Annotated in this window: 24 protein-coding genes and 1 pseudogene; 12 read left to right on the top strand and 13 right to left on the bottom strand. The window is 71.3% G+C overall.

Translation table 11 applies throughout. The features are described from left to right. Positions 1 to 20: 20 nt before the first annotated feature. Genes ACFWGZ_RS18525 through ACFWGZ_RS18515 form a run of 3 tightly spaced genes read left to right on the top strand, consistent with a single transcriptional unit; the run spans position 21 to position 2,734 of the window. Complete coding sequence (locus tag ACFWGZ_RS18525; RefSeq protein ID WP_382452757.1) at positions 21 to 755, top strand: glutaminyl-peptide cyclotransferase; 735 nt, start codon at positions 21 to 23, stop codon at positions 753 to 755. Positions 756 to 759: 4 nt separating this feature from the next. Further along, the gene (locus ACFWGZ_RS18520; protein WP_382452747.1) at positions 760 to 2,268 is read left to right on the top strand and encodes an MFS transporter; all 1,509 of its coding nucleotides are present in this window, start codon (positions 760 to 762) and stop codon (positions 2,266 to 2,268) included. A 10-nt stretch (positions 2,269 to 2,278) separates the two neighbouring features. Continuing rightward, on the top strand, positions 2,279 to 2,734 hold the full coding sequence (locus ACFWGZ_RS18515) for a DUF2771 family protein (protein WP_382452746.1): 456 nt from the start codon (positions 2,279 to 2,281) through the stop codon (positions 2,732 to 2,734). 27 nt (positions 2,735 to 2,761) lie between these two features. Here ACFWGZ_RS18515 and ACFWGZ_RS18510 read toward each other — a convergent pair whose 3' ends face one another. Then, the gene (locus ACFWGZ_RS18510) at positions 2,762 to 3,346 is read right to left on the bottom strand and encodes an HD family hydrolase (RefSeq protein ID WP_382452745.1); all 585 of its coding nucleotides are present in this window, start codon (positions 3,344 to 3,346) and stop codon (positions 2,762 to 2,764) included. A gap of 478 nt (positions 3,347 to 3,824) precedes the next feature. Continuing rightward, positions 3,825 to 4,214 carry a cold-shock protein gene (locus ACFWGZ_RS18505; protein WP_382452744.1) on the bottom strand — a complete coding sequence of 130 codons (390 nt, stop codon included), beginning with the start codon at positions 4,212 to 4,214 and terminating at the stop codon, positions 3,825 to 3,827. A gap of 134 nt (positions 4,215 to 4,348) precedes the next feature. Here ACFWGZ_RS18505 and ACFWGZ_RS18500 point away from each other — a divergent pair, with 134 nt between their 5' ends. Then, the gene (locus ACFWGZ_RS18500; protein WP_382452743.1) at positions 4,349 to 4,552 is read left to right on the top strand and encodes a hypothetical protein; all 204 of its coding nucleotides are present in this window, start codon (positions 4,349 to 4,351) and stop codon (positions 4,550 to 4,552) included. Here the strand turns inward: ACFWGZ_RS18500 and ACFWGZ_RS18495 are convergent. Further along, positions 4,524 to 5,141, bottom strand: a complete 618-nt coding sequence (locus tag ACFWGZ_RS18495) for an HAD family hydrolase (protein ID WP_382452742.1) — start codon at positions 5,139 to 5,141, stop codon at positions 4,524 to 4,526. The genes ACFWGZ_RS18500 and ACFWGZ_RS18495 overlap by 29 nt on opposite strands. 52 nt (positions 5,142 to 5,193) lie before the next feature. On the opposite strand from ACFWGZ_RS18495, the gene ACFWGZ_RS18490 reads away from it, so the two are divergent. Continuing rightward, on the top strand, positions 5,194 to 5,736 hold the full coding sequence (locus ACFWGZ_RS18490) for a TetR/AcrR family transcriptional regulator (protein ID WP_382452741.1): 543 nt from the start codon (positions 5,194 to 5,196) through the stop codon (positions 5,734 to 5,736). Positions 5,737 to 5,775: 39 nt separating this feature from the next. Then, a complete protein-coding gene (locus tag ACFWGZ_RS18485) occupies positions 5,776 to 6,987 on the top strand; it encodes an Nramp family divalent metal transporter (protein WP_382452740.1) in 1,212 nt (403 codons plus the stop codon). Here the strand turns inward: ACFWGZ_RS18485 and ACFWGZ_RS18480 are convergent. After that, positions 6,969 to 7,922 carry a Gfo/Idh/MocA family protein gene (locus ACFWGZ_RS18480; protein WP_382452739.1) on the bottom strand — a complete coding sequence of 318 codons (954 nt, stop codon included), beginning with the start codon at positions 7,920 to 7,922 and terminating at the stop codon, positions 6,969 to 6,971. The two genes, ACFWGZ_RS18485 and ACFWGZ_RS18480, sit on opposite strands and share 19 nt — an antisense overlap. A gap of 22 nt (positions 7,923 to 7,944) precedes the next feature. Between ACFWGZ_RS18480 and ACFWGZ_RS18475 the strand changes: the two genes are divergently transcribed. Next, on the top strand, positions 7,945 to 8,319 hold the full coding sequence (locus ACFWGZ_RS18475) for a YccF domain-containing protein (protein ID WP_382452738.1): 375 nt from the start codon (positions 7,945 to 7,947) through the stop codon (positions 8,317 to 8,319). A gap of 6 nt (positions 8,320 to 8,325) precedes the next feature. On the opposite strand, the gene ACFWGZ_RS18470 is transcribed toward ACFWGZ_RS18475, so the two are convergent. From ACFWGZ_RS18470 to ACFWGZ_RS18455, 4 genes are read right to left on the bottom strand one after another with little or no spacing between them, the layout of a single operon-like run. After that, positions 8,326 to 9,921, bottom strand: coding sequence for an AMP-binding protein (locus tag ACFWGZ_RS18470; RefSeq protein ID WP_382452737.1), 1,596 nt, complete (start codon positions 9,919 to 9,921; stop codon positions 8,326 to 8,328). Positions 9,922 to 9,935: 14 nt separating this feature from the next. Further along, positions 9,936 to 10,721 (bottom strand): metallophosphoesterase, encoded by a 786-nt coding sequence (locus tag ACFWGZ_RS18465; protein WP_382452756.1) that lies wholly within the window; start codon positions 10,719 to 10,721, stop codon positions 9,936 to 9,938. A 53-nt stretch (positions 10,722 to 10,774) separates the two neighbouring features. Then, positions 10,775 to 11,566 (bottom strand): HAD-IIA family hydrolase, encoded by a 792-nt coding sequence (locus tag ACFWGZ_RS18460; protein WP_382452736.1) that lies wholly within the window; start codon positions 11,564 to 11,566, stop codon positions 10,775 to 10,777. Positions 11,567 to 11,570: 4 nt separating this feature from the next. Beyond that, on the bottom strand, positions 11,571 to 12,017 hold the full coding sequence (locus tag ACFWGZ_RS18455) for a MarR family winged helix-turn-helix transcriptional regulator (protein ID WP_382452735.1): 447 nt from the start codon (positions 12,015 to 12,017) through the stop codon (positions 11,571 to 11,573). Between the two features lie 115 nt (positions 12,018 to 12,132). Between ACFWGZ_RS18455 and moaA the strand changes: the two genes are divergently transcribed. Both moaA and ACFWGZ_RS18445 read left to right on the top strand, forming a co-directional pair. Further along, positions 12,133 to 13,191, top strand: coding sequence for a GTP 3',8-cyclase MoaA (gene moaA, locus ACFWGZ_RS18450; RefSeq protein ID WP_382452734.1), 1,059 nt, complete (start codon positions 12,133 to 12,135; stop codon positions 13,189 to 13,191). Then, the gene (locus ACFWGZ_RS18445) at positions 13,188 to 13,454 is read left to right on the top strand and encodes a MoaD/ThiS family protein (RefSeq protein ID WP_382452733.1); all 267 of its coding nucleotides are present in this window, start codon (positions 13,188 to 13,190) and stop codon (positions 13,452 to 13,454) included. Before moaA ends, ACFWGZ_RS18445 begins: the two co-directional genes overlap by 4 nt. Here ACFWGZ_RS18445 and ACFWGZ_RS18440 read toward each other — a convergent pair. Continuing rightward, positions 13,418 to 15,865, bottom strand: coding sequence for an ATP-binding protein (locus ACFWGZ_RS18440; RefSeq protein ID WP_382452732.1), 2,448 nt, complete (start codon positions 15,863 to 15,865; stop codon positions 13,418 to 13,420). The genes ACFWGZ_RS18445 and ACFWGZ_RS18440 overlap by 37 nt on opposite strands. A gap of 442 nt (positions 15,866 to 16,307) precedes the next feature. Here ACFWGZ_RS18440 and ACFWGZ_RS18435 point away from each other — a divergent pair, with 442 nt between their 5' ends. After that, positions 16,308 to 16,952, top strand: a complete 645-nt coding sequence (locus tag ACFWGZ_RS18435; RefSeq protein ID WP_382452731.1) for a transglycosylase family protein — start codon at positions 16,308 to 16,310, stop codon at positions 16,950 to 16,952. A gap of 420 nt (positions 16,953 to 17,372) precedes the next feature. Here the strand turns inward: ACFWGZ_RS18435 and ACFWGZ_RS18430 are convergent. From ACFWGZ_RS18430 to ACFWGZ_RS18415, 4 genes and pseudogenes are all read right to left on the bottom strand, one after another. Further along, a pseudogene (locus tag ACFWGZ_RS18430) lies at positions 17,373 to 18,265 on the bottom strand (molybdenum cofactor biosynthesis protein MoaE). Beyond that, positions 18,262 to 18,735, bottom strand: a complete 474-nt coding sequence (moaC, locus tag ACFWGZ_RS18425; protein ID WP_382452730.1) for a cyclic pyranopterin monophosphate synthase MoaC — start codon at positions 18,733 to 18,735, stop codon at positions 18,262 to 18,264. Before moaC ends, ACFWGZ_RS18430 begins: the two are co-directional and overlap by 4 nt. 35 nt (positions 18,736 to 18,770) lie before the next feature. Continuing rightward, positions 18,771 to 20,153, bottom strand: coding sequence for an NAD-dependent malic enzyme (locus tag ACFWGZ_RS18420; protein ID WP_382452729.1), 1,383 nt, complete (start codon positions 20,151 to 20,153; stop codon positions 18,771 to 18,773). Positions 20,154 to 20,279: 126 nt separating this feature from the next. Then, positions 20,280 to 20,462, bottom strand: a complete 183-nt coding sequence (locus ACFWGZ_RS18415) for a hypothetical protein (RefSeq protein ID WP_382452728.1) — start codon at positions 20,460 to 20,462, stop codon at positions 20,280 to 20,282. 103 nt (positions 20,463 to 20,565) lie between these two features. Here ACFWGZ_RS18415 and ACFWGZ_RS18410 point away from each other — a divergent pair, with 103 nt between their 5' ends. After that, positions 20,566 to 22,815: a helicase-associated domain-containing protein gene (locus tag ACFWGZ_RS18410; RefSeq protein ID WP_382452727.1), complete on the top strand. Its 2,250-nt coding sequence runs from the start codon at positions 20,566 to 20,568 to the stop codon at positions 22,813 to 22,815. Positions 22,816 to 22,936: 121 nt separating this feature from the next. Continuing rightward, on the top strand, positions 22,937 to 23,926 hold the full coding sequence (locus ACFWGZ_RS18405) for a hypothetical protein (protein WP_382452726.1): 990 nt from the start codon (positions 22,937 to 22,939) through the stop codon (positions 23,924 to 23,926). The last annotated feature ends 73 nt before the right edge of the window (positions 23,927 to 23,999 follow it).

The following is a 23,999-nucleotide window of genomic DNA, read 5'->3' as shown; positions in this document are numbered from 1 at the left end:
GGGTGCGCTCACCCGTCTGGCTGGTCCTCGTCGCGGTTCTGGCCGCCTGCACGACCCAGCAGGAAACAAAACCGCAGGTAGAAGTCCTGCAAAAGATCCCGCACGATGCAACCGCGTTCACTCAGGGGTTGGAACTCGCCGACGGAGTCCTCTACGAGGGCACCGGCCTGGAGGGCGAGTCGACGATGCGCGCGCTCGACCCGTCGACCGGGAACGTGCAGAAGAAGGTCGACCTGCCGCCGGAGTTCTTCGGCGAGGGCATCACGGTCGTCGGCGACACCATCTGGCAGATCACCTGGCGCAACGGCGTGGCGATCGAACGGGACCGCAAGACGCTGAACGAGCTCCGCCGGGTGCGCTACGAGGGCGAGGGCTGGGGCATCTGCGGCGACGGCGAACGGCTGGTCATGAGCGACGGCTCCGCCAAGCTCACGTTCCGCGATCCGAAGACGTTCGCCAAGACCGGGAGCGTGCAGGTCACGCGCGGTGGACAGCCCCTGACGCAGCTGAACGAGCTGGAGTGCGTCGGCGGCAAGGTCTGGTCGAACGTGTGGAAGACCGACGAGATCGTCCGCATCGACCCGGCCACCGGTCAGGTGACGAACACCTACGACCTGTCGTCGCTCAAGCCGTCCGGCGACGTGGACGTCCTCAACGGCATCGCGCACGTCCCCGGGACCGACGAGTTCCTGGTCACAGGCAAGAACTGGCCGACCGTCTTCCGGGTGAGGTTCACCGGGATGGGGCAGGATTGACGGTGTGACGGGCGACCGCGGGTGGAGTGACGAGCCGACTCCGAAGCGCTACCCGTGGCAGGACGAGGAGTACCGGCCGCGGGAGCGCCGCGCGACGCCGTCCGAGCACGGTTTCCAGGGCCCTCCACCGCAGAAGACCCGGCCGTTGCCGAACGCGGACCAGCAGACGACCCCGACGCCCAAACCGCCGCGCAAGCTCACGGTCACGCGCGTCGCGTGGTTCCGCAGCAAGCAGCTCTCGCAGCAGGCGGTCGCGGCGTTCCGGCGGGCGGCCCGCGCCGACGGTGCCGGCCAGTCCGGCATGACGTCGGTCACCTACGCGGTGATGATGAACTACGCCGCCGACGCCGCGATGGCCGTGGCGCTGGCGAACACGCTGTTCTTCAGCGCCGCCTCCGCCGAGTCCAAGACCAAGGTCGCGCTCTACCTGCTGATCACGGTCGCGCCGTTCGCGTTGATCGCACCGGTGATCGGCCCGCTGCTCGACAAGATCCAGCGCGGCCGGCGGCTCGCGCTGGCCTCGTCGTGCGTGCTGCGGGTCGTGCTGTCGGTCGTGATGGCGCTGAACTTCGACAACTGGCTGCTGTACCCGGCGGCGCTCGGCAGCATGGTGCTGTCGAAGTCGTTCACGGTGCTCAAGTCGGCGATCACCCCGCGCGTGCTGCCGCCGGACATCACGCTGTCCAAGACCAACGCGCGGATGACCGTCTTCGGTCTCGCGGCGGGCGGCGTGTTCGGCGCGCTGGCGGCGGGCTTCGCGAACCTGTTCGGCTCGCCGGGGGCGCTGTGGTTCACCGCCCTGCTGTGCCTGGTGAACGCGTGGTTCTGCATGAAGATCCCGTCCTGGGTCGAGGTGACCGAGGGCGAGGTCCCGGCGACGCTCACGGCCAAGCCCGCCAGGCAACGCATCTCCCGGCACGTCGCCGTGTCCCTGTGGGGCAACGGTTCCATCCGGATGCTGACGGGTTTCCTCACGCTGTTCGCGGCTTTCGTGGTCCGCGAGCAGACCGAGGGCGACGCGGTGCGGCAGCTGCTGCTGCTCGGCGTGATCGCGGGCGCGGCCGGTGCCGGCAGCTTCCTCGGCAACGCGATCGGCGCGCGCCAGCAGTTCGGCAAGCCCGACGAGGTGGTGCTCGCGTGCGTCGGCACGGCCCTGGCCGCGACGGTCGTGGCCGCCGCGCTGCCGGGCCTGGTGACCGCCGCGATCGTCGGCCTGCTCGGTGCCACCGCGTCGTCGCTGGCCAAGATCAGCCTGGACGCGGTGATCCAGGACGACCTGCCGGAGGAGTCGCGCGCGTCGGCGTTCGGCCGCTCCGAGACGATCCTGCAGCTCGCGTGGGTCTTCGGCGGCGCGCTGGGCGTGCTGCTGCCCGCGACGTTCTGGATCGGCTTCCTCGTGCTGGCCGTCCTGCTCGCGCTCGGCCTGACCCAGACGTGGATGTACCGCAACGGTTCGTCGCTGCACCTGTTCGTGGCCCGACTCGTCCGCAGGCCCGCTCCGGCCACCCCGTAGGCTGCCTGACGTGCGTCGACTTGCTGCTCTGATCGCTGCCAGCGCTCTCGTGCTGACGGGCTGCTCGCTGCCCCGGCACGACCCCGAGGTCACGTTCCACGCGAACGGCAAGACGATCCGGGTCGAGCCCGCGGTCTACTGCGACGTCAACGGCGACAGCTGCGCGGAGAGGACCAAGCCGGCGCAGCTGCGCGTCCCCGCGGGCAAGGTCGTGCAGATCTCCGTGGACGGCCAGCTCGCCGACGGCCTGTGGGAGGCGGTGTTCCTCTACCGCGACGCGGCGGGCAGGGAGCAGACCACGGGCACCGGCCTGCTCGGCAAGGGCGAGAACTTCACCTACACCCTCTCCCTGCCGAACAAGACCGACCAGCTGCTGGGCATCGAGATCCACGAGGCGGCCGCGGCCGTGCTGGAGACCGGCCAGCCGCTGCTGCGCGGCTACTGGGCCGTCGAGGTCGTCGGCTGACGCCTGCCGACGGGCCGGGTCACACCGCTAGCGACGGCCGAACGCCTCCCACCACTCGGTGGGCGCGATCCGCAGCGCGCTGTCGAGCAGCGCCTTGCCGGTGTCGGTGACCACGGCGTTCTGCATGGTCTGGATGAACCGCTCCATCTTCGAGACCCCCGCGGCCTGGTACTCCCGGGCCTGGAGGAGGAGCTCGAGCTTGTCAGCGTCGCGGGAACACCGCGCTTCCGGCGTGTGGTCGATGTCCTTGGCCGCTTCGTGCTCCGCGACCAGCGCCTCGATGTGCGCGGCCAGCGGAGCGGGCAGGTGCTGGACCTGGTCGCGCGCCACGGCTTCCGGCGGTTTGCGCGGGTCGAGGTAGAGCTTGCCGACGTACGGGATGTCGCCGGTGCGCGCCTCGGGCACGTCGTGGAAGAGGCCCAACGTCGCGGCGCGGTCGGGGTTCGCGCCCTCTTGCACGGCGATCGCGAACGCCAGCACGCCCACCCGGAACGAGTGGGCGGCCACCGTCTCGGGGTGCTGGACCCCGGCGAAGAGCCATCCCGCCCTGGGCAGGCGCTTGAGCTGGCCCACCTCGTAGACGAACTCGACGATCCTGTCAGCGTCGGACATGGGGTCAGCTTGCCGGAGAACGGTGGGATCGGGCGCGGGGATCGGCGATCTCGTCGGCACGCCGGGTGGGTTGGGTGCTCAGGCGGGAGGGGCGGGTTTGGCTCGCGGCGGGGGGTGCGTGCGAGTTGAGGGGTGCGCAGCGGAGCGAGGCGAGACGAGGCGGGCGCGTGAGGCGAGGGGTGCGCGTCACGCGGGACGTGCGCGCGAGGCGGGACGTGTGTGTCAGGCAGGGCGTGCGAGGCGAGACGTGCGCGTTAGGCCGGGCGTGTGTGTCAGGCAAGGCGTGTGTGTCAGGTTGAGCGTGCGTGCGAGGAACGCTCAACGCGCGAGCGCACACATCACGTCCGAGCGCACACATCACGTCCAAGCGCGCTCCGCGCGCGAGGCCCCACGTGCGCACGCCAAGCACTCACCCGCGAGCGCGCACCAAACCCAAGCCGGAGCGCGAAGACCCCCGCACCACAAGCCGAAACAAGCCTTACGGGTCCAGATCCCGCGCCACCGCCCGCACGACCTCGGCGATGAGCTTCATGTTCTTCTTGTCCGACGGGTAGCGGCCGCGCCGCAGGTCGGGCTGGACCTTGTTCTCCAGCAGCTTGATCATGTCGTCGATCAGGCCGTGCAGCTCCTCCGCGGGGCGGCGGCGGGCCTCCGCGACGGACGGGGTTGGGTCGACCAGGCGCACGGACAGCGCCTGCGGTCCGCGGCGGCCCTCGGCCATGCCGAACTCGATGCGCTGGCCCGCCTTCAGGCCGGTGACGCCGGGAGGGAGTGCGGACTTGCGGACGTAGACGTCCTCGCCACCGTCCTGGGTGACGAACCCGAAGCCCTTCTCCGTGTCGTACCACTTGACCTTGCCGGTCGGCACCGCGCTCACCATTCCCTTGCGTCTGCACAACGAACGCGCCCGGGGCGTACCCAGGACGCGTCCCACCAGAGTAGCCAGAAGACCAGGCGGAGGGCACCTCCGTTAGCGCGACCAGCGCGCTCTACCCTGGACCCATGACCGCTCCGAAGCTGTTGCCGCTGGCTGTGGGCCTGTTCGCCGTGGGCGTGCTGGCGATCGTCGCGGTCTTCGCGCTGTTCCTCACCGGCCACAGCGACCTGCCGGTGTGGCTGAACGTCGCCGCCACCTACCTGCCGGCGGTCGGGCTCGGCCTGGGGATCATCGCGGTGATCAGGAAGTCACGGCAGGGGAAGTCCTGAGCCAGTCGGGGAACTCGCGCAGGTCCTCCAGCACGACCGCGGCGCCCGCCTCGGCCAGTTCCGCCCGTGAGCACGGGCCGGTGACGACGCCGACGCCGAGTGCGCCGGCCGCCGCCGCGCCGTGCATGTCGCCGACGTGGTCGCCCACGTAGACCGCGGCGCCGTGCAGCTTCAGCGACTCCGCCTTGCCCGTCGACCACAGCTCGCCGTAGAGGTGGTCGACCTCCCAGCCGAGGGCGTCGAGGTGCAGGGCGGCGTTCTTGCGGTACTTGCCGGTCACGACCATGGTCCGGCCGCCGAGTTCGCGGACGCACTGCAACGCCGCCGCGGCACCGGGGAGCGCGACGGTCGCGGGGATCACGACGTCCGGGTAGAGCGCGCGGAAGAGCGTGATCATGTCCGGGATCTCGTCCTCGGGCACGCCCATGTCGCGGTAGGTCATGTCGAGGGGCGGGCCGAGGTTCGCCGCGAAGTGCTCGCCGTCGAGGTCGTGCCCGGTGCGCCGGCCGACCTCGGTCAGCACCGCGGCCATGCCGGGTCTGGGGTCGATCAGGGTCATGTCCAGGTCGAAGCCAACGGTGAACGGCACGGAACCGGACTCTACGTCTTTACAGGGAATATATTTGTGTAAAGCTAACTGAGTGAGCGACATCACTGAGCTCTTGCTGGAGGCGGCAGCCGACCTCCTGGCCGCTCGTGGGTTCCACGGGCTGCGCATGATCGAGGTCGCCAGCCGCGCAGGGGTGAGCAGGCAGACCGTCTACAACGAGTTCGGCAACAAGGAAGGACTCGTCCAGGCCGTCGCGGCGCACAAGACGGAGGAGTACCTCAGCGGGATCGTCACCCGGCTCAAGGACGACCCCGACCCGTGGGAGGCGATGCGGTCGGCGTTCCGCTTCACCTTCGAGCAGACCGAGAAGGACCGGCTGGTGTCGGCCGTGCTGACGGGGCAGGACGCGGAGGACCTGTTGCCGTTCATCACGATCCGCGGCCACCCGATCCTGTTCCACGCGACCGAGGTGGTCGAGCGGCACCTCAGCGAGCACTTCCCCGGCCGGCACGTGCGGCACACGGCGGAGACGACGGTGCGGCTCGCGCTGAGCCACCTGCTGATGCCGAGCGGCGACCTGGACAGCGCGATGGACGCCGTCGTCGGAGTCGCGAAGGCCACACTGCCGGCGTGATGCCACCCTTGTCGCCATAATCTGGCAGCAAGGGTGGAGGTGTCCGGGGTGGTTGCGGTCGGCACGCGGTTTCGCGCGGGTGCGGCGTTGCTCGGTCCGGCGTTCGTCGCCGCGATCGCGTACGTCGACCCCGGCAACGTGGCCACCAACACCGCGGCGGGCGCGACGTACGGGTACCTGCTGGTCTGGGTGCTCGTCGTCGCGAACGTCGTGGCGGGGCTCGTGCAGTACCTGTCCGCGAAGCTGGGCCTGGTCACCGGGAAGTCGTTGCCGGAGGCCGTGCGCGACCACCTGCCGCGGCCGGTGCGGCTCGCCTACTGGGGCCAGGCCGAGGTCGTGGCGATGGCGACCGACCTGGCCGAGGTGCTCGGCGGGGCGATCGCGCTCGCGCTGCTGTTCGACCTGCCGCTGCTGCTCGGCGGGGTGATCACCGGCGTGGTGTCCACGCTTCTGCTGCTGGTGCAGGACAAACGCGGGCAGAAGCCGTTCGAGCGCGTGGTCACCACGATGCTGCTCGTGATCGCCGTCGGGTTCGTCGCCGGTCTCTTCGTCGCGCCTCCGTCGGCGTCCTCGGCCCTGGGCGGCCTGGTGCCGCGGTTCGACGGCGCGGACAGCGTGCTGCTCGCGGCGGGCATGCTCGGCGCGACGGTGATGCCGCACGCCGTCTACCTGCACTCGGCCCTGGCCCGCGACCGCCACGGCAGGAACCCCTCCGTGCTCCGCGCGACGAAGGTCGACGTCGTCGTCGCGATGGTGCTCGCCGGCGCGGTGAACATGGCGATGCTGCTGCTCGCGGCTTCTTCGTTGCAGGGCAAGGAGAACGTCGACACGCTCGAAGGCGCGCACGCCGCCGTCTCGGCGCAGCTCGGCGGGGGGATCGCGTTGCTGTTCGCGCTCGGCCTGCTGGCGTCGGGGTTCGCGTCGACGGCGGTCGGCTGCTACGCGGGCGCGGTGGTGATGGACGGCTTGCTGCGCGTGCGGATTCCCCTGGCGGCGAGGCGACTCGTCACGCTGGTGCCGGCGCTGGTGGTGCTGGCCGTGGGCATCGACCCGACGTCCGCGCTGGTGCTGTCGCAGGTCGTGCTGTCGTTCGGCATCCCGTTCGCACTGGTGCCGCTGGTGTGGCTGACGGCGCGCCGGTCCGTGATGGGTTCCTTCACGAACCGGCGGCCGGTGACCGCCGCCGCCTGGGTGGCGGCGATCGCGGTCGTGGTGCTGAACGGGGCGCTGATCTACCTGACGGTGTCGTAGGAGACGCCGATCTGGCCCAGCGCCTCCTCAAGGGTGCGCATGATCGCCAGCGTGTCGTCCCAGGTGATGGCCGGGCTTTCGGTCAGGCCGTCCGCGAGGTGCTGCTCGACCGCGCGGATCTGGTGGGTGTAGCCCTCGTTCTCGATGGTGTGCTCGACGCCGTTGATGACCGCCCTGGTGGCGTTGAACATCGGGTCGGCGAGCAGAACGCTGCCCTTCGTGCCGACGATCTCGGCCTCGCAGCCGATGTTCGCGACGAGCGAGCACGTCAGCAACGCGTGCGCGCCGCCGGGATAGCCGAGCAGCAGCCCGGCGTCGGAGTCCACATCGGACGGTGCCTTGCCGCCCCACGCGTGCACCGCCTCGGGAACGCCGAGCAGCAGGTGCGCGAGCGCGACCGGGTAGACGCCGAGGTCGAGCAGCGCGCCACCGCCCGCCTCCTTCGCCCACAGCCGGTCGTTCGCGTCGAAGGGGTGCGCGAAGCCGAACGACGCGCGCAGCGAGCGGACCTCGCCGATCTCCCCGTCCCGGACGGCGGCGTGGACCCTGCGGATCAACGGGTTGAACCGCGTCCACATGGCCTCCATGAGGAACAGGTTCTTCTCGCGCGCCCGCTCGACCATCTCCTCGGCCTGCGCGACCGAGAGCCCGATGGGCTTCTCGCACAGCACGTGCTTGCCGGCGTCGAGCGCCGCGAGCGTGACCTCGCGGTGCCGGCCGTGCGGGGTGGCGACGTAGACGACGTCGACGTCCGGGTCGGCGAGCAGGTCGCGGTAGTCGCCGTAGGCGCGCTCGATGCCGAACCTGTCGGCAAACGCTTGCGCCTTGGCGACGTCGCGGGAGGACACCGCGAGAACTGTGACGCCCTCGACTTTCAGCATGTCAGCGGTCACGGTCTGCGCGATTCCGCCGGTTGCGATCACACCCCACTTCATGAGATCAGCTTAGATTGGAAGCATGCGCCTCCTCCTGAACGTGATCTGGCTGGTGCTCGCCGGGTTCTGGATGGCCGTCGGCTACGCGGTCGCCGGTCTGATCTGCTGCATCCTGATCATCACGATCCCGTGGGGCATCGCGTCGTTCCGCATCGCCAACTACGCCCTCTGGCCGTTCGGCCGCGAGGTCGTCGACAAGCCGGGTGCCGGCACCGGGTCGCTGCTCGGCAACGTCATCTGGATCGTCGTCGCCGGGTTCTGGCTCGCCATCGGGCACGTCATCACCGGCATCGCGCTGTGCGTGACGATCATCGGCATCCCGCTGGGCGTCGCGAACTTCAAGCTCGTGAAGGTCTCGCTGGTGCCGCTGGGCAAGGAGATCGTCGAGCTGCCCTAGGACGGCTCAGGCGTGCTCGACGCCGTCGTCGAGGCCGAGCAGCTCCACCGACTTCGCCCGCATCTCCACCTTGCGGATCTTGCCGGTGACCGTCATCGGGAACTCCTCGACGACGTGCACGTACCGCGGGACCTTGTAGTGGGCGAGCTTGCCGGAGCAGAACTCCCGCACGGCCTCGGCGGTCAGCGGCGCGGCACCCTCGCGCATGCGCACCCACGCCATGAGCTCCTCGCCGTACCGGGCGTCGGGCACGCCGACCACCTGCGCGTCGAGCACGTCCGGGTGCGTGTAGAGGAACTCCTCGATCTCGCGCGGGTAGATGTTCTCGCCGCCGCGGATCACCATGTCCTTGATGCGGCCGGTGATGTTCACGTAGTCGTCGTCGTCCATCACCGCGAGGTCGCCGGTGTGCATCCAGCCCGCGGCGTCGACGGCCTCCGCCGTCTTCTCCGGCTCGTTCCAGTAGCCGAGCATCACGGAGTAGCCGCGGGTGCAGAGCTCGCCCGGCTCGCCGCGCGGGACCGTGAGACCGGTCTCCGGGTCGACGATCTTCACCTCGAGGTGCGGGCCCACGCGGCCGACCGTCCCCACGCGACGGTCGAGGGAGTCGTCGACGCGCGTTTGCGTTGACACCGGGGAGGTTTCGGTCATGCCGTAGCAGATCGAGACCTCGCTCATGCCCATCCGGTCGACGACCTGCTTCATCACCTCGACCGGGCACGGCGAGCCCGCCATGATGCCCGTGCGCAACGACGACAGGTCGTAGTCGTCGATCAGGTCGAGCATCGCGATGAACATCGTCGGCACGCCGTACAGCGACGTGCACTTCTCTTCTTGAACGGCGGCAAGGGTTTTGGCCGGGTCGAACGCCGGCGCGGGGATCACGACGCACGCGCCGTGGCTGGTGGCCGCGAGGTTGCCCATCACCATGCCGAAGCAGTGGTAGAACGGCGGCACGACGCAGATGCGGTCGTCCTCGGTGTAGTTGATCAGCTCGCCGACGAAGTAGCCGTTGTTGAGGATGTTGTGGTGCGACAGCGTCGCGCCCTTGGGGAAGCCCGTGGTGCCGGACGTGTACTGGATGTTGATCGGGTCGTCGCGGTCCAGCTCGACGTCCGGCAGCTCGTCGCCGGTCCACCGCGGGTCGTCGACGAAGACGACGTGCCGCAGCTCGGGGCAGCGCGGCCGGACCTGTCCGATCATGCCCGCGTAGTCCGAGGTCTTGAACGACCGCGCCGACACCAGCGTGTGGACGCCCGCCTGGTTCAGCACGTACTCCAGCTCGTGCACCCGGTACGCCGGGTTGACGTTGACCAGGATCGCGCCGATCCGGGCCGTCGCGTACTGCACGAACACCCACTCCGCGCAGTTCGGTGCCCAGATGCCGACCCGGTCGCCCTTGCGCACGCCGAGCGAGTGCAGCCCGGCGGCGGTCCTGTCGACCTCCGCGGACAGCTCCGCGTAGGTCCACCGGCGGCCGGTGGCCTGGTCGACGAGGGCCTCGCGGTCGCCGCAGCGCGCGACGGTGGCCGCGAAGTTCGCGTGGATCGTGTCGCCCAGCAGCGGGGCGGCGGAGGTGCCCGAGGAGTAGCTGGCGGTCATCCTCCAGACGGTAGTCAGGCTCCGCTGTAAGGCAAGGGCACGACCAGGCACGGACCGCCGCTGTAGAGGCCCGCGTCGATCGCCAGGACCTTGTCGTCGGCGTAGACGAGGGGCCCGTCGATCTGGTCCGGCGGCACCCCGAGCTGGTCGGCGATGACGCTGTGGCCGTGCACGATCGTGCCGCCGCCGAGGGTCGCGAGCAGCTCGTCCGCGATCTCCGGGCCCTGCGGACCGCGGAACGCGTAGCGCGTCGTCATCTTGCGCCAGCACTCCCACCAGTCGACGAGGTCGTCGCCCTTGAGGACCTGTCCGACAGCCTCGTTGACCTTTTCGATCGAGGACCCCCATTCGAGGTAGGCCACCGTGTCGGAGTGCATCAGCAGGTGGTCGGCGCGCAGCTTCAGCACGGGCCGCGTCGTGAGCCACTCGACGTGGGCGTCGGTCAGCCGGTCCTGGTCGCTGCGCAGCCCGCCGTTGAGCAGCCAGCTGCGCGCGAACGACCGCGGGCCGAGGCTGTCCGGCACCTGCTCGTCGCCGAACCGGTACATGCCGAGCAGCAGGATCTCGTGGTTGCCGATCAACGAGTTGGCCGAGCCGCCGGCCTCCGCGGCCTCCTCGCCGAGCCGCATGACCAAATCGATCACACCGACGCCGTCGGGGCCGCGGTCCACGAAGTCGCCGAGGAACCACAGCTCGGCCTCGCCACCCGTCCAGTGCCCGTCTTCGTCGCACAGCTCGACGGCGTGCAGTGCTCTGGTCAGCTCAGCGAGATGTCCGTGCACGTCACCTACGACGTACATCGGGCGTCGATCCGTGTCCACCTCCGCGACGATAGGTGATAAGCCCTCTCGCGTCAGTGGTCAGTCCAGTCGCCGAACGGGTCCTCAGAGTGACCGACGAGTTCGGCGATCGACTTGAGCACCCGCGTCGGTCGGTACGGGAACATCTCGGCGGACTCCGCGGAGAAGACGCCGGACAGCACGAGGATGGTCGACAGGCCCGCTTCCAGGCCCGACCGCACGTCGGTGTCCATCCGGTCGCCGATCATCAGCGCCTGCTCGGAGTGCGAGCCCAGCGCGCGCAGGGCCGACCTCATCATCAACGGGTTCGGCTTGCCCACGTAGTAGGGCGCCCGGCCGGTCGCGCGCTCGATCAGCGCCGCCACGGCGCCCGTCGCGGGCAGCGAGCCCTCACGCGACGGGCCGGTGGCGTCGGGGTTCGTCGCGATGAACTTCGCGCCCTCCTCGACCAGCCGGATGGCCTTCGTGATCGCGGTGAAGCTGTAGGTGCGGGTCTCGCCGAGCACCACGTAGTCCGGGTCGCGGTCGGTGAGCACGTAGCCGATCTCGTGCAGCGCGGTCGTGAGGCCCGCCTCGCCGATCACGAACGCCGAGCCGTTCGGGCGCTGCGAGTCGAGGAACTTGGCCGTGGCCAGCGCCGACGTCCAGATGGACGACTCGGGGATGTCCAGGCCGGTGCGCTGCAGGCGGGCCCGCAGGTCGCGTGGCGTGTAGATGGAGTTGTTCGTGAGCACGAGGAACGGCGTCTCGGACGCGCGCAGCTCGGCGACGAACTCGTCCGCTCCCGGGATCAGGTGCTCCTCGTGCACGAGGACGCCGTCCATGTCCATCAAGTAGTGCCACATGGGCCTAAGTATCGATCACGCGCTTGCGAAACGTCTCGGTCTGGAGCCGGAGATAACGCTCGATCACCCCGAGCTCGGCCTCGTCGAACTGGTCGAGCACCTCGATCATGCTCTGCCGCGCGACCTCGAAGGTCGCCCCGAACTTCTCCAGGTCCCCCACCGTGACCTCGACCAACACCTTGCGGCGGTCGTGCGGGTCGCGGACACGGCGGACATATCCGGCGCGTTCGAGGCGGTCGATGACACCCGTGACGGCGCCGGTGGAGAGTCCGGAGAGCTCCGCGATCCGGCCGGCGGTGACCGGCCCGTCCGCCCGCATGGCGAGATCGAGGCACTTCTCGTCGGTCGCGGAGAGCCCCATCTGGGCGGCGACCCTCGCGTGGAACATGACGGTGAGCGCGCTCTGCTCCCGCATGTACCAGGTGAACCTCTCCAGGGCATCAGGTTCCATGCGGGACATCTTAGCCACTAAGACAATTCCTCGTGAGAGTGCTCCGAACGGGCGGAACGTGAGAAAGCTCGTTCTTGGAGGCATCTACCAGGTGTTGTTCATTAAGCTGAACAAGGTGACGGCAGTGGAGTTGGGCATACCGATCGTGCGTGGCACCCCGGACGTGTCCGCGCGCCCGGACTCGCCGCTGCTCGTGGACCGGTTCGGCCGGGTGGCGAAGGACCTGCGGGTCTCCCTCACCGACCGCTGCAACCTCCGGTGCACGTACTGCATGCCCGCGGAGGGCCTCGACTGGTTGCAGAAGGACGAGCTGCTCACCGACGCCGAGCTGGTCCGGCTGATGCGGATCGCCGTGGTCGACCTGGGCGTGACCGACATCCGGTTCACCGGCGGCGAGCCGTTGCTGCGCCGCGGCCTGGAGCAGGTCATCGCCGCGACGGCCGAGCTCGAACCCCGGCCGCGCATGTCGATGACGTCGAACGGCATCGGGCTCGCCCGGCGGGCCCAGTCGTTGAAGGACGCCGGCCTCAACCGGATCAACATCTCCCTCGACACCCTCGACCCGGCGAAGTTCGCGACGCTGACCAGGCGCGACCGCATCACGGACGTGCTGGACGGGCTCGACGCCGCCCGTGAGGCGGGGCTGGAGCCGGTGAAGGTCAACTCCGTGCTGATGCGCGGGGTGAACGAGGACGAGGCCGTCCCGCTGCTGCGGTTCTGCGTGGAGAACGGCTACCAGCTGCGGTTCATCGAGCAGATGCCGCTCGACGCGCAGCACGGCTGGACGCGCACGAACATGGTCACGGCCGACGAGATCCTCGCGGAGCTGTCGACCGCGTTCACGCTGACGCCCTCGGAGGTGCCGCGCGGCGGCGCCCCGGCCGAGCGCTGGCTGGTCGACGGCGGCCCGGCGGTGGTCGGCGTGATCGCGTCGGTCACCCGGCCGTTCTGCGCCGCCTGCGACCGCACCCGGCTCACCTCGGACGGCCAGATCCGCAACTGCCTGTTCAGCAACGGCGAGACCGACCTGCGCACGCTGCTGCGCGACGGCTCCCCCGACACCGCGATCGCCGACGCCTGGCGGGCCACGATGTGGGCCAAGGCGGCCGGGCACGGCATCAACGACGAGGGCTTCTCCCAGCCCGACCGCCCCATGAGCGCCATCGGAGGATGACAGTGAGCACCGCCGTGCAGGTCCGCTACTTCGCGGGCGCCCGCGCCGCGGCCGGGGTGGCCGAGGAGGACCTCCTGCTCGACTCCGCCGACCCCACCGTGGCGCTCGTGGTCTCGGCCATCGGCGAACGCCACGGCGACCGGCTCGGCAAGGTCCTCGCCGCGTCCAGCTTCCTGCTCGACGGCGTGGCCGTGCGCGACACCTCCCTGCGCGTGCCCGCCGGGTCTCAGCTGGACGTGCTGCCGCCGTTCGCGGGCGGCTGATCGGCCAGCTCGCGGTCCCAGAAGCGGCACTGCGTCTCGTCGGCGAGGGTGCGGCCCGACCGGGTGGCCTCGTCCGCAGCGGCGTGGTCGCCGAGTGAGCGGTGCACGCGGGCCAGCACGGCCAGCACCCGGACGCCGCGGACCCGCATCTCGCCCGCCCTGGCCCGTTCGCGGGCGCGCAGGGCGATCCGCAGCGCCTCGGGGAGCCGTCCCGCCGCGTGGTGGTCGGCGGCCAGCCCCGCCAGTGCGTTGACCTCGCCGCGCAGGTAGCCGTTCTTCAGGCTGATGGCCAACGCCTCGTTGTGCGCGCTCATGGCCCTGTCCACGTCCCCCAGCGCCCGGTGCACCTCGCCCAGGGTGTCGAAGCCGTCGCACTCGTCCTTGGAGCTGTTGGCCTCCTGGGCGTGCCGCAGGGCCTCGCGGGCGAACTCCAGCGCCTCCTCGTGGCGCCCGCGGACGTGGGAGAGCACGGCGTGCGAGTCGAGGCCGGGGATGCGCCGGACGAGACCGGGCGGGGCGACCGCGCGGAGTTCGTCGGCCCTGGCGAGGTACTCCTGCGCCAGGTCGTGGTCGCCGAGCAGCTGCCGCACCTCCACGATCGCGTTCAGCGCGAGGATGCGGCCGACGAGGAGGTCCCGTTCCTCCGCGATCTCCAGGGCCCTCGTGACGTGCGCGACCGACACCGACAGCGGCCCGAGGTCGAGGTGCACGCCACCGAGGTTGAACAGGACGGCGGGGTTGTCCGGTGACATCTCCAGCGCCTCGGCGAGCACCCCGGCGGCGGTGCGCAGGCGGCCGAGCTCCCAGTTCACGATGCCGCTGTTGATCAGCAGCGACGTCATCACCCGGTCGTCGCGGTCGACCCGCAGGATCTCCAGGGCCCGGGCGTGCTCGTCGACGGCGTCGGCGAGGTTGCCGGTGCTCCAGTGGGCGAGGCCGAGGCTGCCGTGCATCACCGCCCGCGGCACCCGCGCGCCCGCCTGCTGGGCGGCGACGAGACCGGCCCTGGCCGCGGCGAACCAGTCGACGTGGTGGGCCTGGAAGTGGAAGTGGCCGCGCAGCTGGTCGGTGAGCAGCCAGGCGACCGGGTCGGGACCGGCCTGCTGGACGGCGGCGACGATGTTGGCGCGTTCGGCGTCGAGCCACGCGACGGCCGCCGCCTCGGAGTCGATCTCGTGCCGCGGCAGGTCCGGCGGGAGCTCGGGCAGCTCGAGGCGGAAGAACTCGCGGTTGAGCCTCCGCGAGGCCGCGTCGGCGTTGAGGAGGTAGTAGCCGAAGAGCCGCCCGCGCGAGCTCCGGTCGTGCGCGAGGCGGACGGCGAACATGCGCAGCAGGTCGTGCAGGCCGTACCTGTTCCCGTTGCGGTGCACCAGGTTCGCGGCCACGAGCAGGCGTAGCGGCCCGTCCGCCGGCGCGCCGAGCAACGCCGTGGCCGCCTCGACCCCGAAGTCCTGTCCGGGGACGAGCCCCAGCAACCGGAACAACCGTTGCGCCACCACGGGTTGCGCCCGGTAGGACAGGTCGAACGCGGCGCTGACGGCCGTGTCGCCCTCGATCTCCAGCACGTCCAGCCGGTCGTCGCCGCGGAGGTCGGCGAGGTAGTCGACGAGGTGGCCGGCCGCCACGTTCGCGGCCGCGATCCGCAGCGCCAGCGGCAGGTTGGCGCACAGCCGCACCAGTTCCGCGCGGTCGTCCGGCGACCCGGTGATCCGCATGCGCGCCAGGAGCTCCTGCGCCTCCTCGTCCGCGAACACGTCCAGCCGCACCTGCTCGTGCTCGGCGAGGTCCGTGCGGCTGGTGATCAGCACCCGGCACCGCGGCCCGGACGGCAGCAGCGGCCCGACGAGGTCGCCGGTGGCGTTGTCGACCACCACGAGCACCGCCCGGTCCGCCGTCATCCGCCCGAACAGCTCGACCTGCGCGCCGAGGTCGACCGGCACGTCCTCGGCCCCGAGCGCGCGCAGGAACCGGTGCAGCGCCTGGTGCAGGGTCATCGCGGCGGCGTGGTCGAACGCGCGGAGGTTCACGTACAACTGCCCGTCGGGGAAGCGCTCGCCCAGCCGGTGCGCGACGTGCACGGCCAGCGAGGTCTTGCCGACCCCCGGCGGCCCGGTGATCGCGAGCACCGGCGCGGTGCTCGCGAGAGCGGCGGCGATCTCGCCCGCGCGGCCGACGAAGTCCGGCAGGTCGGCGGGCAGCTGGTGCGGCACCGGCTTGCGCACGACGAGCCGGTACCCGCCGGGTTCGGTGATGACCTGCTCGGTGGCGCGCAGCCGCTGCACGAGGTTGCGCAGCGCCTGCTTGGGGTTCGCGGGGCGGGCGTCGCCCCACACCGCGTCGATCAGTTCGCCGAAGGCCACGGACCGTCCCGGCCGGGCCGCCAGGGCCCGCCGGAGCGCGTCGAGTCTCATGCTTCAGATCATGGCCAAACGACCGCCTCCGGGGACAGTCCCGCAGGCGTGCCGCGGCGTCTCCGGCACCACCCCGATAGGCCCAACAGGCGTGAGCCACGACTCACTTTCCGTGATTTATCTCGGCCGATCTCAGCTTGGAAACGAACCGATAACGAACCCTTTGAGCTGCGTTTTTGTAGGTTCTGCACAAGTGCGCGAAACGTTACAGTGACATGGGTCACAGTCGCAAACATTTGGCGAGGCCGGTTTCGGTTACGTACGGTCGCTCCTCGGCTGGCCCCGACCAGCCACGAGCAAGACCGGAGGACCGTGCACCGAACCCAGTCCGAGGGTTCTCCGGAACACCCCCGAGCGAGAGAAACCGCCGGACTGGAACGCAGGGACACCCCGGGCCCGAACCCGAGTCCCTGGCCGCAGGTGCAGGTGGACCGAGAGGCACATGGCTTTCAACCGAGGCAAGCAGGGCAAGCAGGGTTCCGCCGCTCGCACTATCGCCAAGGTCGCGGCTGTCGGCATCATCGCCGGCGCCCCTCTGGGCCTGGCCGTTGGCACCGCCAACGCCGCCCCTGGAATGGACTGGGACGCCCTCGCGCAGTGCGAGGCAAGTGGTAACTGGGGCGCCAACACCGGCAACGGCTTCTACGGCGGCCTCCAGTTCACGCAGCAGACCTGGAACGGCCACGGCGGTGTGGGCAACCCCGCCAACGCCTCCCGTGAGCAGCAGATCGCCGTCGCCGAGCGCGTGCTCCAGTCGCAGGGCCCCGGCGCGTGGCCGGCCTGCAGCAAGAAGCTGGGCGCCTACGCCGGCCAGAAGTCGACCCCGGCCCCCGCGCAGCAGCGCAAGGCCCCGGCCCCGGTCCAGCAGCGCACGGCCGCCGCGCCGGTGCAGCAGGCCCCGGTCGTGTCGCTCCCCGGCTCGACGTCGAACCCGAACGGCAACTACGAGATCAAGGCCGGCGACACGCTGTCCAAGATCGCGGACGCCAACAAGGTCGAGGGTGGCTACCAGGCCATCGTCGAGAAGAACAAGGGGTTCATCACCAACCCCGACCTGATCTTCCCGGGCCACAAGATCCAGATCTGATCCGGGTGGTCGATCGCGCAGCCCGCTCTCGGGCTGGTGCAGGAACCAGGGATCTCACCGCTACCCCCGGCGGTGAGGTCCCTGTCTGCGTTCCGGCGGGTTCCGGCGTGGTCGTGCACCCCTGCCGGCATGCGGTGTGCGATCGGGGCTCGCCTCGGTCACCGCATCTCGGCGTCGATGCAGCAGCCCCGCGGCCCGGCTGGGCGTCCCTGCCGGGCAGCCTGGCTGGGCGGTCCCGGCCCTGCCTCCCGGCTGGCGTCCCGGCCAGGCAGCCTGGCTGGGCGGTCCCGGCCCTGCGGTCCCGGCCCTGCCTCCCGGCTGGCGTCCCGGCCCTGCGGTCCCGGCTAGGCGTCCCGACCCTGCGGTCTCGGCTGGGCTGCCCGGCCGGGCGGCCCGGCACCGGGCCCAGAGCACGAGCGGTCAGGGGCAGTTGACCCACTCGTCCGCGCCGTCCGAGAACACCTGGCGCTTCCACACCGGCAGCCGCGCCTTCACCTCGTCCACCAGGTCCGAGCACAGCGCGAACGCCTCGCCCCGGTGTTCGGCCGCCACGGCGCAGGCCAGGGCCACGTCGCCGATCTTCAGCGGGCCCACCCGGTGGGAGACGGCGATGCCGTGCACGCCGGGGTACTTCGCCGCCAGCGAGGCCACCACCTCGGCCACCACCTCGGAGGCCGACGGGTGCGAGTGGTACTCCAGCTCCACCACCGCCCGGCCGCCGTCGTGGTCCCGGACCACTCCCGAGAAGGTCACCACCGCGCCGGCTCGGTCCGAGGCCACCAGGTCGGCGTGTTCCGGGACCGACAGGGGTTCCTCGGTCACGAGGGCTCGTCGCACCACGCTCACGTGTGGTCACCTCCGCGCAGTTGGTCGAGTGCGTGGTCCAGCACGGTCGCGAGGACCTCGAGGCCGTCCCGGACTCCGCCGGTGGAGCCCGGCAGGTTCACGACCAGCGTCCTGCCCGCCACCCCGGCCACGCCTCGCGACAGCACGGAGCCGGGCACCCGCGGCCAGCCCGACATGCGGATCGCGTCGGCCAGGCCCGGGATCTCGTAGTCCAGGACCGCCCTCGTCGCCTCCGGCGTGCGGTCGGTCGGGTTGATGCCGGTGCCGCCGGTCGTCACCACCAGGTCGGCGCCGGACCGCACCGCGGCGGTCAGGGCCTCGCGGACCGGGTCGCCGTCGGGCACGACCACCGGCGTCGGGGTGGAGAACCCGCGGTCCACCAGCCAGCTCAGAATGAGCTGACCGCTGCGGTCGGAGTAGACGCCCGCCGCCGCGCGGTTCGAGGCGGTGATCACCACGGCCTTCACGGGCGCACCCACAGGCCGGACTTGCCGCCTTCCTTGCGCTCCACCCGCACCGCGTCCAGGGTGGCGGCCGGGTCGACCGACTTCACCATGTCGTGCAGGGTCAGGCCCGCCACCGAGACGGCGGTCAGGGCCTCCATCTCCACGCCCGTGCGGTCGGTGGTGCGGACGGTGGCCGTGATCAGGACCGAGTCCTCGGCCAGGGCCAGGTCCACCACCACCGACGACAGGGCGATCGGGTGGCACAGGGGCACGAGCTCCCACGTGCGCTTCGCCGCCATGATGCCGGCGATGCGCGACGTCGCCAGGGCGTCGCCCTTGGGCAGGCCGTCGGCGCCCAGCAGCGCGACCACCTCGGCTGTCGTGTGCAGGACCCCGGTGGCCACGGCCGTGCGGGTCGTCTGCTCCTTGCCGGAGACGTCGACCATGCGGGCCGCGCCTTGGGAGTCCAGGTGGGTGAACTGCTTGGTCATACGGCGATCGTAGGCCTGCCCGGCCACGACGGCCCTTACGCAGTCGCCGCCTTGCGGACCGCCTCCGCCACGGCCGGGGCCACGGTGGTGTCGAAGACCGACGGGACGATGAACGACGCGTTCAGGCGGTCGCCGTCCACCACGTCGGCGATGGCGGCGGCCGCGGCCAGCAGCATCGCGTCGGTGATGGTCTTGGCGTGCGCGTCCAGCAGGCCGCGGAACACGCCGGGGAACGCCAGCACGTTGTTGATCTGGTTCGGGAAGTCCGAGCGGCCGGTCGCCACGACGGCGGCGTGCTGCTGGGCCTCCATCGGGTCGATCTCGGGGTCCGGGTTCGCCAGCGCGAACACGATGGCGTCCTTGGCCATCGTCGCGACCTGCTCGGCGCCGAACAGGTTCGGGGCCGAGACGCCGATGAACACGTCCGAGCCGACCAGCGCGTCGTGCAGGCGGCCGGACTGGTTGTCCTTGTTGGTCGACGCGGCGATCGACTTCAGGTTCGAGTCGAGGCCGGGGCGGTCGCGGTGCACGATGCCGTCGACGTCGACGGCGATGATGTCGCCCGGCGACTGGGCCTGCAGCAGGCGGATGATCGCGGAACCGGCCGCGCCGACGCCGCAGACCGTGATGCGGCAGTCCTGGATGTCCTTGCCCACCACGCGCAGCGCGTTGCGCAGGGCCGCCACGACGACGATCGCCGTGCCGTGCTGGTCGTCGTGGAAGACCGGGATGTCGAGCTTCTCGCGCAGGCGGGCCTCGATCTCGAAGCAGCGCGGCGCGGAGATGTCCTCGAGGTTGATGCCGCCGTACACGGGGGCGATGAGCTCGACCGCGCGGATGATCTCCTCGGTGTCCTGGGTGTCCAGGCAGACCGGCCAGGCGTCGACGCCCGCGAACTTCTTGAACAGCGCGGCCTTGCCCTCCATCACCGGCAGGGCGGCGGCGGGGCCGAGGTTGCCCAGGCCCAGCACGGCCGAGCCGTCGGTGACCACGGCGACGGTGTTGCGCTTGATCGTCAGGCGGCGCGCGTCGTCCGGGTTCTTGGCGATCGCCTCGCACACGCGGGCGACGCCGGGCGTGTAGGCGCGGGAGAGGTCGTCGCGGTTGCGCAGCGGCACCTTCGACGAGATCTCGATCTTGCCGCCGAGGTGCACGAGGAACGTGCGGTCCGACACCTTGCGGACGACGATGCCGGGCAGCGTCTCCAGCGTGTCGGTGATGTCCTTGGCGTGGTTCGCCGACAGCGCGTTGCACGTGAGGTCGATGACGACGCGGTCGTTGTGCGACTCCACGACGTCGAACGCCGTGATGACACCGCCCGCACGGCCGACGGCCGAGGTGAGGTCACCCGCGGCGCTCGCTGACGGCGGCGCCTCCAGACGAACGGTGATCGAGTAACCAGGGCCGGGGACCGGCATCGTCTTCCTCCCACGCAGTGCTGCTCAAGCGGGAAGTGAGCCTATCCCCGGGCCCATTGCGGTACGCACGCGACTCGGCAGTCTTAAGACCGCCCTGACAGTCCGATCAGGACTGACCGGCGCGAGTCACTTGTTGATCTCGGTCACCGGGTGCGTGTAGCCGAGGTCCTCGACCGGCAGCGGGAACGTCACCGTGCCGAACGGGGAGAGCGCACCCTGGGTGTCGCTGGTCAGTTCGGTGACGGGGTGGCCGCCGTCGGGGCCCTCCGGCCAGTGCGGGTCGACCCGTCCAGGGCGTCCTTTCGCCACTTTCTCCTCCTCGGTGGTGCCGATGACGCGACAAGTGTGACAGACCTGCTTCTCCCGTCCGGGCGACGGCGGGATGTCGGCGGGCCCCTATACCGTGGTGAGAATGTCCGGCACCACTCTCGCCGACTGGCTGCGCGCCAGGGACGACGCGGCTCTCGTCGCACTGCTGCGCGCGCGTCCTGACCTGGCAACGCCCCCACCTGCCGATATGTCCGTCCTCGCGACGCGGGTCGGCACCAGGGCCTCGATCGCGCGCGCCTGCGAGGACCTCGACACGTTCATGCTCGCCGTGCTCGAGGGGCTGGTCGTCCAGGGCGCGGACGCCGCCCCCGTGGCGTTGGCCACACTCGCCGGGGTGCTCGGGCCGGACGTGAAGCCCAGGCCGCTCAAGCAGGCCGTCGCGAAGCTGCGGTCCCTCGCGCTCGCGTGGGGCGACGACGAGCTGTCGGTCCCGCCCGTCACCCGCGAGGCGTTCGGCACGTTCCCCGGCGGGCTCGGCCGCGCGACCGGGCAGACCTACGACCTGACCGGTGTCGGCGAGGGCGAGCAGCGGGTCCTGCAGAAGCTCGCCGCCGGACCGCCGATCGGCGAGACCAGGGACGCGTCCCGGGTCGTGCCGCTCGAGCAGGCCGAGACGCCCGTGCAGCGGCTGCTCGCCCGCGGGCTGCTGCTGCGCCGCGACCCCGGCACCGTCGAGCTGCCGCGGGAGATCGCGTTCGAGCTGCGCGGCACCCGCCCCCTGGGTCCCGTCCAGGTCACCGAGCCGAAGCCGAAGACCACGGCGTTGCAGCAGGCGAGCATCGACGCCACGGGCGGCGGCGAGGCGCTGGAGCTCGTCCGGCACGTCGAGAACCTGCTGGCGAGCTGGTCGGCCGAACCGCCGCCGGTCCTGCGCACGGGCGGGCTCGGCGTCCGCGAGCTGCGCAAGGCCGCCAGGGACCTCGGCGTCGACGAACCGCGGGCCGCCCTGCTGGTCGAGCTCGTGGTCGGCGCCGACCTCGTCGCGAACACCGAGGCCGCCGAGCCGGAGTGGGTGCCGACGACCAAGGCGGACGTGTGGCTCGCCGCGCCCGCCGAGGTCCGCTGGGCCACGATCGCGCACGCCTGGCTGGAGCTGCCGCGGCTGCCCGCGCTGATCGGCCGCCGCGACGAGAAGGACAAGCTCTTCACCCCACTCGCGGACGAGATCCGCCGCGCCCAGGCGCCGCGCGACCGCCGGTGGGTGCTGGACACCCTCGCCGCGTTCCCCGGTGGCACCGCGATCGCGAGCCCGGCCGAACTGGCCGCGCTGCTCGGCTGGCGGGCCCCGCGCCGGGGCGGCCGGCAGCGCGACGAACTGGTGCGCTGGACCGTCGAGGAGGGCACCGCGGTCGGCGTGCTCGCCCTCGGCGCGATCACCAGCGCCGGCCGCGTGCTGCTCGACGAGGGCCCCGGCCACGCCGCCAAGACCCTCGCCGACGCGCTGCCGGAGCCCCTCGACCACGTGCTGGTGCAGGCCGACCTCACCGTCGTCGCCCCCGGCCGGCTCGAACCGGACCTCGCGGACGAGATGGCGCTCGTCGCGGACGTCGAGTCCGCGGGCAGCGCGACGGTCTACCGGATCAGCGAGTCGACGGTCCGGCGCGCGCTCGACTCCGGCCGCACCGCCGACGACCTGCACGAGCTCTTCGCGCTCCGCTCCCGCACGCCGGTCCCCCAGTCGCTGACCTACCTGGTCGACGACGCGGCCCGGCGGCACGGGCGGCTGCGCGGCGGCGCCGCGGGCTCGTTCCTGCGCTGCGACGACCCGGTGCTGATCAGCGAGGTCCTCGCGCACCCCGAGGCCGCCCGGCTGGAGCTGCGCCGGATCGCGCCGACGGTGCTGGTCAGCCCGTTGCCGCTGGCGGACGTGCTCGACGGCCTGCGCTCCGCCGGGTTCGCCCCGGCCGCCGAGGGACCCGACGGCCAGGTGCTCGACCTCCGGCCGGGAGGACGCCGGACGACGCCGCGGCAGCGTTCGGCCCGGAAACCGGCGTCACCGGCAGTGCCCGCCGATGAACGGCTGGGTGAACTCGTCCGGCTGGTCCGAGCGGGTGATCGTGCCGCGGCGACCCCACGGGGTGAACGCGTCGCCGTTCCCGGCAACCTCGGTGCCGGCCCGTCGGCGACGCTGTCGCTGCTCCAGCAGGCAGCACGGGCCCGTCGCCGGGTCCTCGTCGGGTTCGTCGACTCCCACGGCACGGCGGCACAGCGCGTGATCGAACCCCATGTCGTCGGCGCCGGAGTGCTGGAGGGCTACGACCACAGCTACGGAGAGGTGCTGCGGTTCCCACTCCATCGCATCACTTCCGCCGCTTTGGTGGACGAGGACTGACAGTCGGTCACCCCCCGGACGGGGTGGTGCGACCACCCGTGCGTGGGCCTTCGCCGACCTAGCGTCGGTGAGCGTGGACGTTCCCGACGGACGTCTGCACCGACCAAGGAGGTCCCGCACGATGGCCAGCTCCCGGTGGGCTTGCAAAGCCGCCGCCACCGTCACGGCACTGGCGTTCGCCCTGCCGTTCTCCTCGGGCACGGCGTCCGCCGACCCGATCCTCGTGCTCCTGCAGGACAACAACGTCAACGCGAACGCGGGGGTCAGCGGCAACGTCGACCTGCTCGACGTCGACGCCGTCGCCCAGGTCGCACTCGACACCGGTTCCGGCGTCACCGTCATGGACAACGGCGGCATCCAGCTCGCCCTGGGCCTCGCGGCGCAGGTCGACGCGGATGTCAGCGCCGGGGTCGACCTGGACGCGGACGTCGCCGCCGACATCGCCGCGGACGTCGACGCCGGCCTCGACGCGGTGGTGGACGCGACCGTGGACGCCGCGGTGGCAGCAGACGTCGATGTCGCTGCCGACGTGAGCGCAGCGGTTGACCTCGCGCCCACCACCGCCGTCGGGCCCACCGCCCGGCCGCTCGTCGCGGCACCGCCCATCCCGGTGGTCGACAACCTCGTCGACGCGGACCTGGACGCGGTCGTCGACGCCGCCCTGGACGTGGACGCGGTCGTCGACGCTGACGTCGATGCCGTCGTCGACGCCGCCGTGGACGCGGACGTCGACGGGGTCGTCGACGCCGCCGTCGACCTCGACGCTGTCGCAGACGTGGACGCTGTCGTCGACCTCGACGCTGTCGTGGACGCTGACGCCGTCGTCGACCTCGACGCCGTTGTGGACGCCGACGCCGTCGTCGACCTCGACGCCGTCGCAGACGTGGACGCTGTTGTCGACGCCGACGCCGCTGTCGACGTGGACGCAGCTGTCGGTGTGGGTGCCGCCGTCGCGGCGGACGGCCTCCACCACTGCTACTACCACCACGGCGTCATCCACTGCCACCACGGCCTGCTGGACCTCGGCATCGGCGCGGTCGTGGGTGCGGACGTCGACCTCGGTGTCATCGACCTCGGTGCCGTCGTCGGCATCGGCGTGATCATCGGCTGACAGCACCCCAACGGCACGACGCCGGCGGAGGGAGCACTGCTTGGACGATCAGCGAACCAACTAGGTCAGACCG

Origin of the sequence: Lentzea sp. NPDC060358 (assembly GCF_042725365.1) — a bacterium.
Taxonomy (GTDB): domain Bacteria; phylum Actinomycetota; class Actinomycetes; order Mycobacteriales; family Pseudonocardiaceae; genus Lentzea.
Note: the sequence above shows the minus strand (reverse complement) of the source record. Positions and strands in the feature narration are given on the sequence as shown.

Coding starts and splice junctions, on each gene's coding strand:
- ACFWGZ_RS18510 (WP_382452745.1), bottom strand. CDS start 3,346: ATGTCCGACGCTGACAGGATCGTCGAGTTCGTCTACGAGGTGGGCCAG.
- ACFWGZ_RS18500 (WP_382452743.1), top strand. CDS start 4,349: ATGACCGCTCCGAAGCTGTTGCCGCTGGCTGTGGGCCTGTTCGCCGTG.
- ACFWGZ_RS18480 (WP_382452739.1), bottom strand. CDS start 7,922: ATGAAGTGGGGTGTGATCGCAACCGGCGGAATCGCGCAGACCGTGACC.
- ACFWGZ_RS18475 (WP_382452738.1), top strand. CDS start 7,945: ATGCGCCTCCTCCTGAACGTGATCTGGCTGGTGCTCGCCGGGTTCTGG.
- ACFWGZ_RS18470 (WP_382452737.1), bottom strand. CDS start 9,921: ATGACCGCCAGCTACTCCTCGGGCACCTCCGCCGCCCCGCTGCTGGGC.
- ACFWGZ_RS18465 (WP_382452756.1), bottom strand. CDS start 10,721: ATGTACGTCGTAGGTGACGTGCACGGACATCTCGCTGAGCTGACCAGA.
- ACFWGZ_RS18460 (WP_382452736.1), bottom strand. CDS start 11,566: ATGTGGCACTACTTGATGGACATGGACGGCGTCCTCGTGCACGAGGAG.
- ACFWGZ_RS18455 (WP_382452735.1), bottom strand. CDS start 12,017: ATGGAACCTGATGCCCTGGAGAGGTTCACCTGGTACATGCGGGAGCAG.
- ACFWGZ_RS18445 (WP_382452733.1), top strand. CDS start 13,188: ATGACAGTGAGCACCGCCGTGCAGGTCCGCTACTTCGCGGGCGCCCGC.
- ACFWGZ_RS18440 (WP_382452732.1), bottom strand. CDS start 15,865: ATGAGACTCGACGCGCTCCGGCGGGCCCTGGCGGCCCGGCCGGGACGG.
- ACFWGZ_RS18435 (WP_382452731.1), top strand. CDS start 16,308: ATGGCTTTCAACCGAGGCAAGCAGGGCAAGCAGGGTTCCGCCGCTCGC.
- moaC (WP_382452730.1), bottom strand. CDS start 18,735: ATGACCAAGCAGTTCACCCACCTGGACTCCCAAGGCGCGGCCCGCATG.
- ACFWGZ_RS18420 (WP_382452729.1), bottom strand. CDS start 20,153: ATGCCGGTCCCCGGCCCTGGTTACTCGATCACCGTTCGTCTGGAGGCG.
- ACFWGZ_RS18410 (WP_382452727.1), top strand. CDS start 20,566: ATGTCCGGCACCACTCTCGCCGACTGGCTGCGCGCCAGGGACGACGCG.
- ACFWGZ_RS18405 (WP_382452726.1), top strand. CDS start 22,937: ATGGCCAGCTCCCGGTGGGCTTGCAAAGCCGCCGCCACCGTCACGGCA.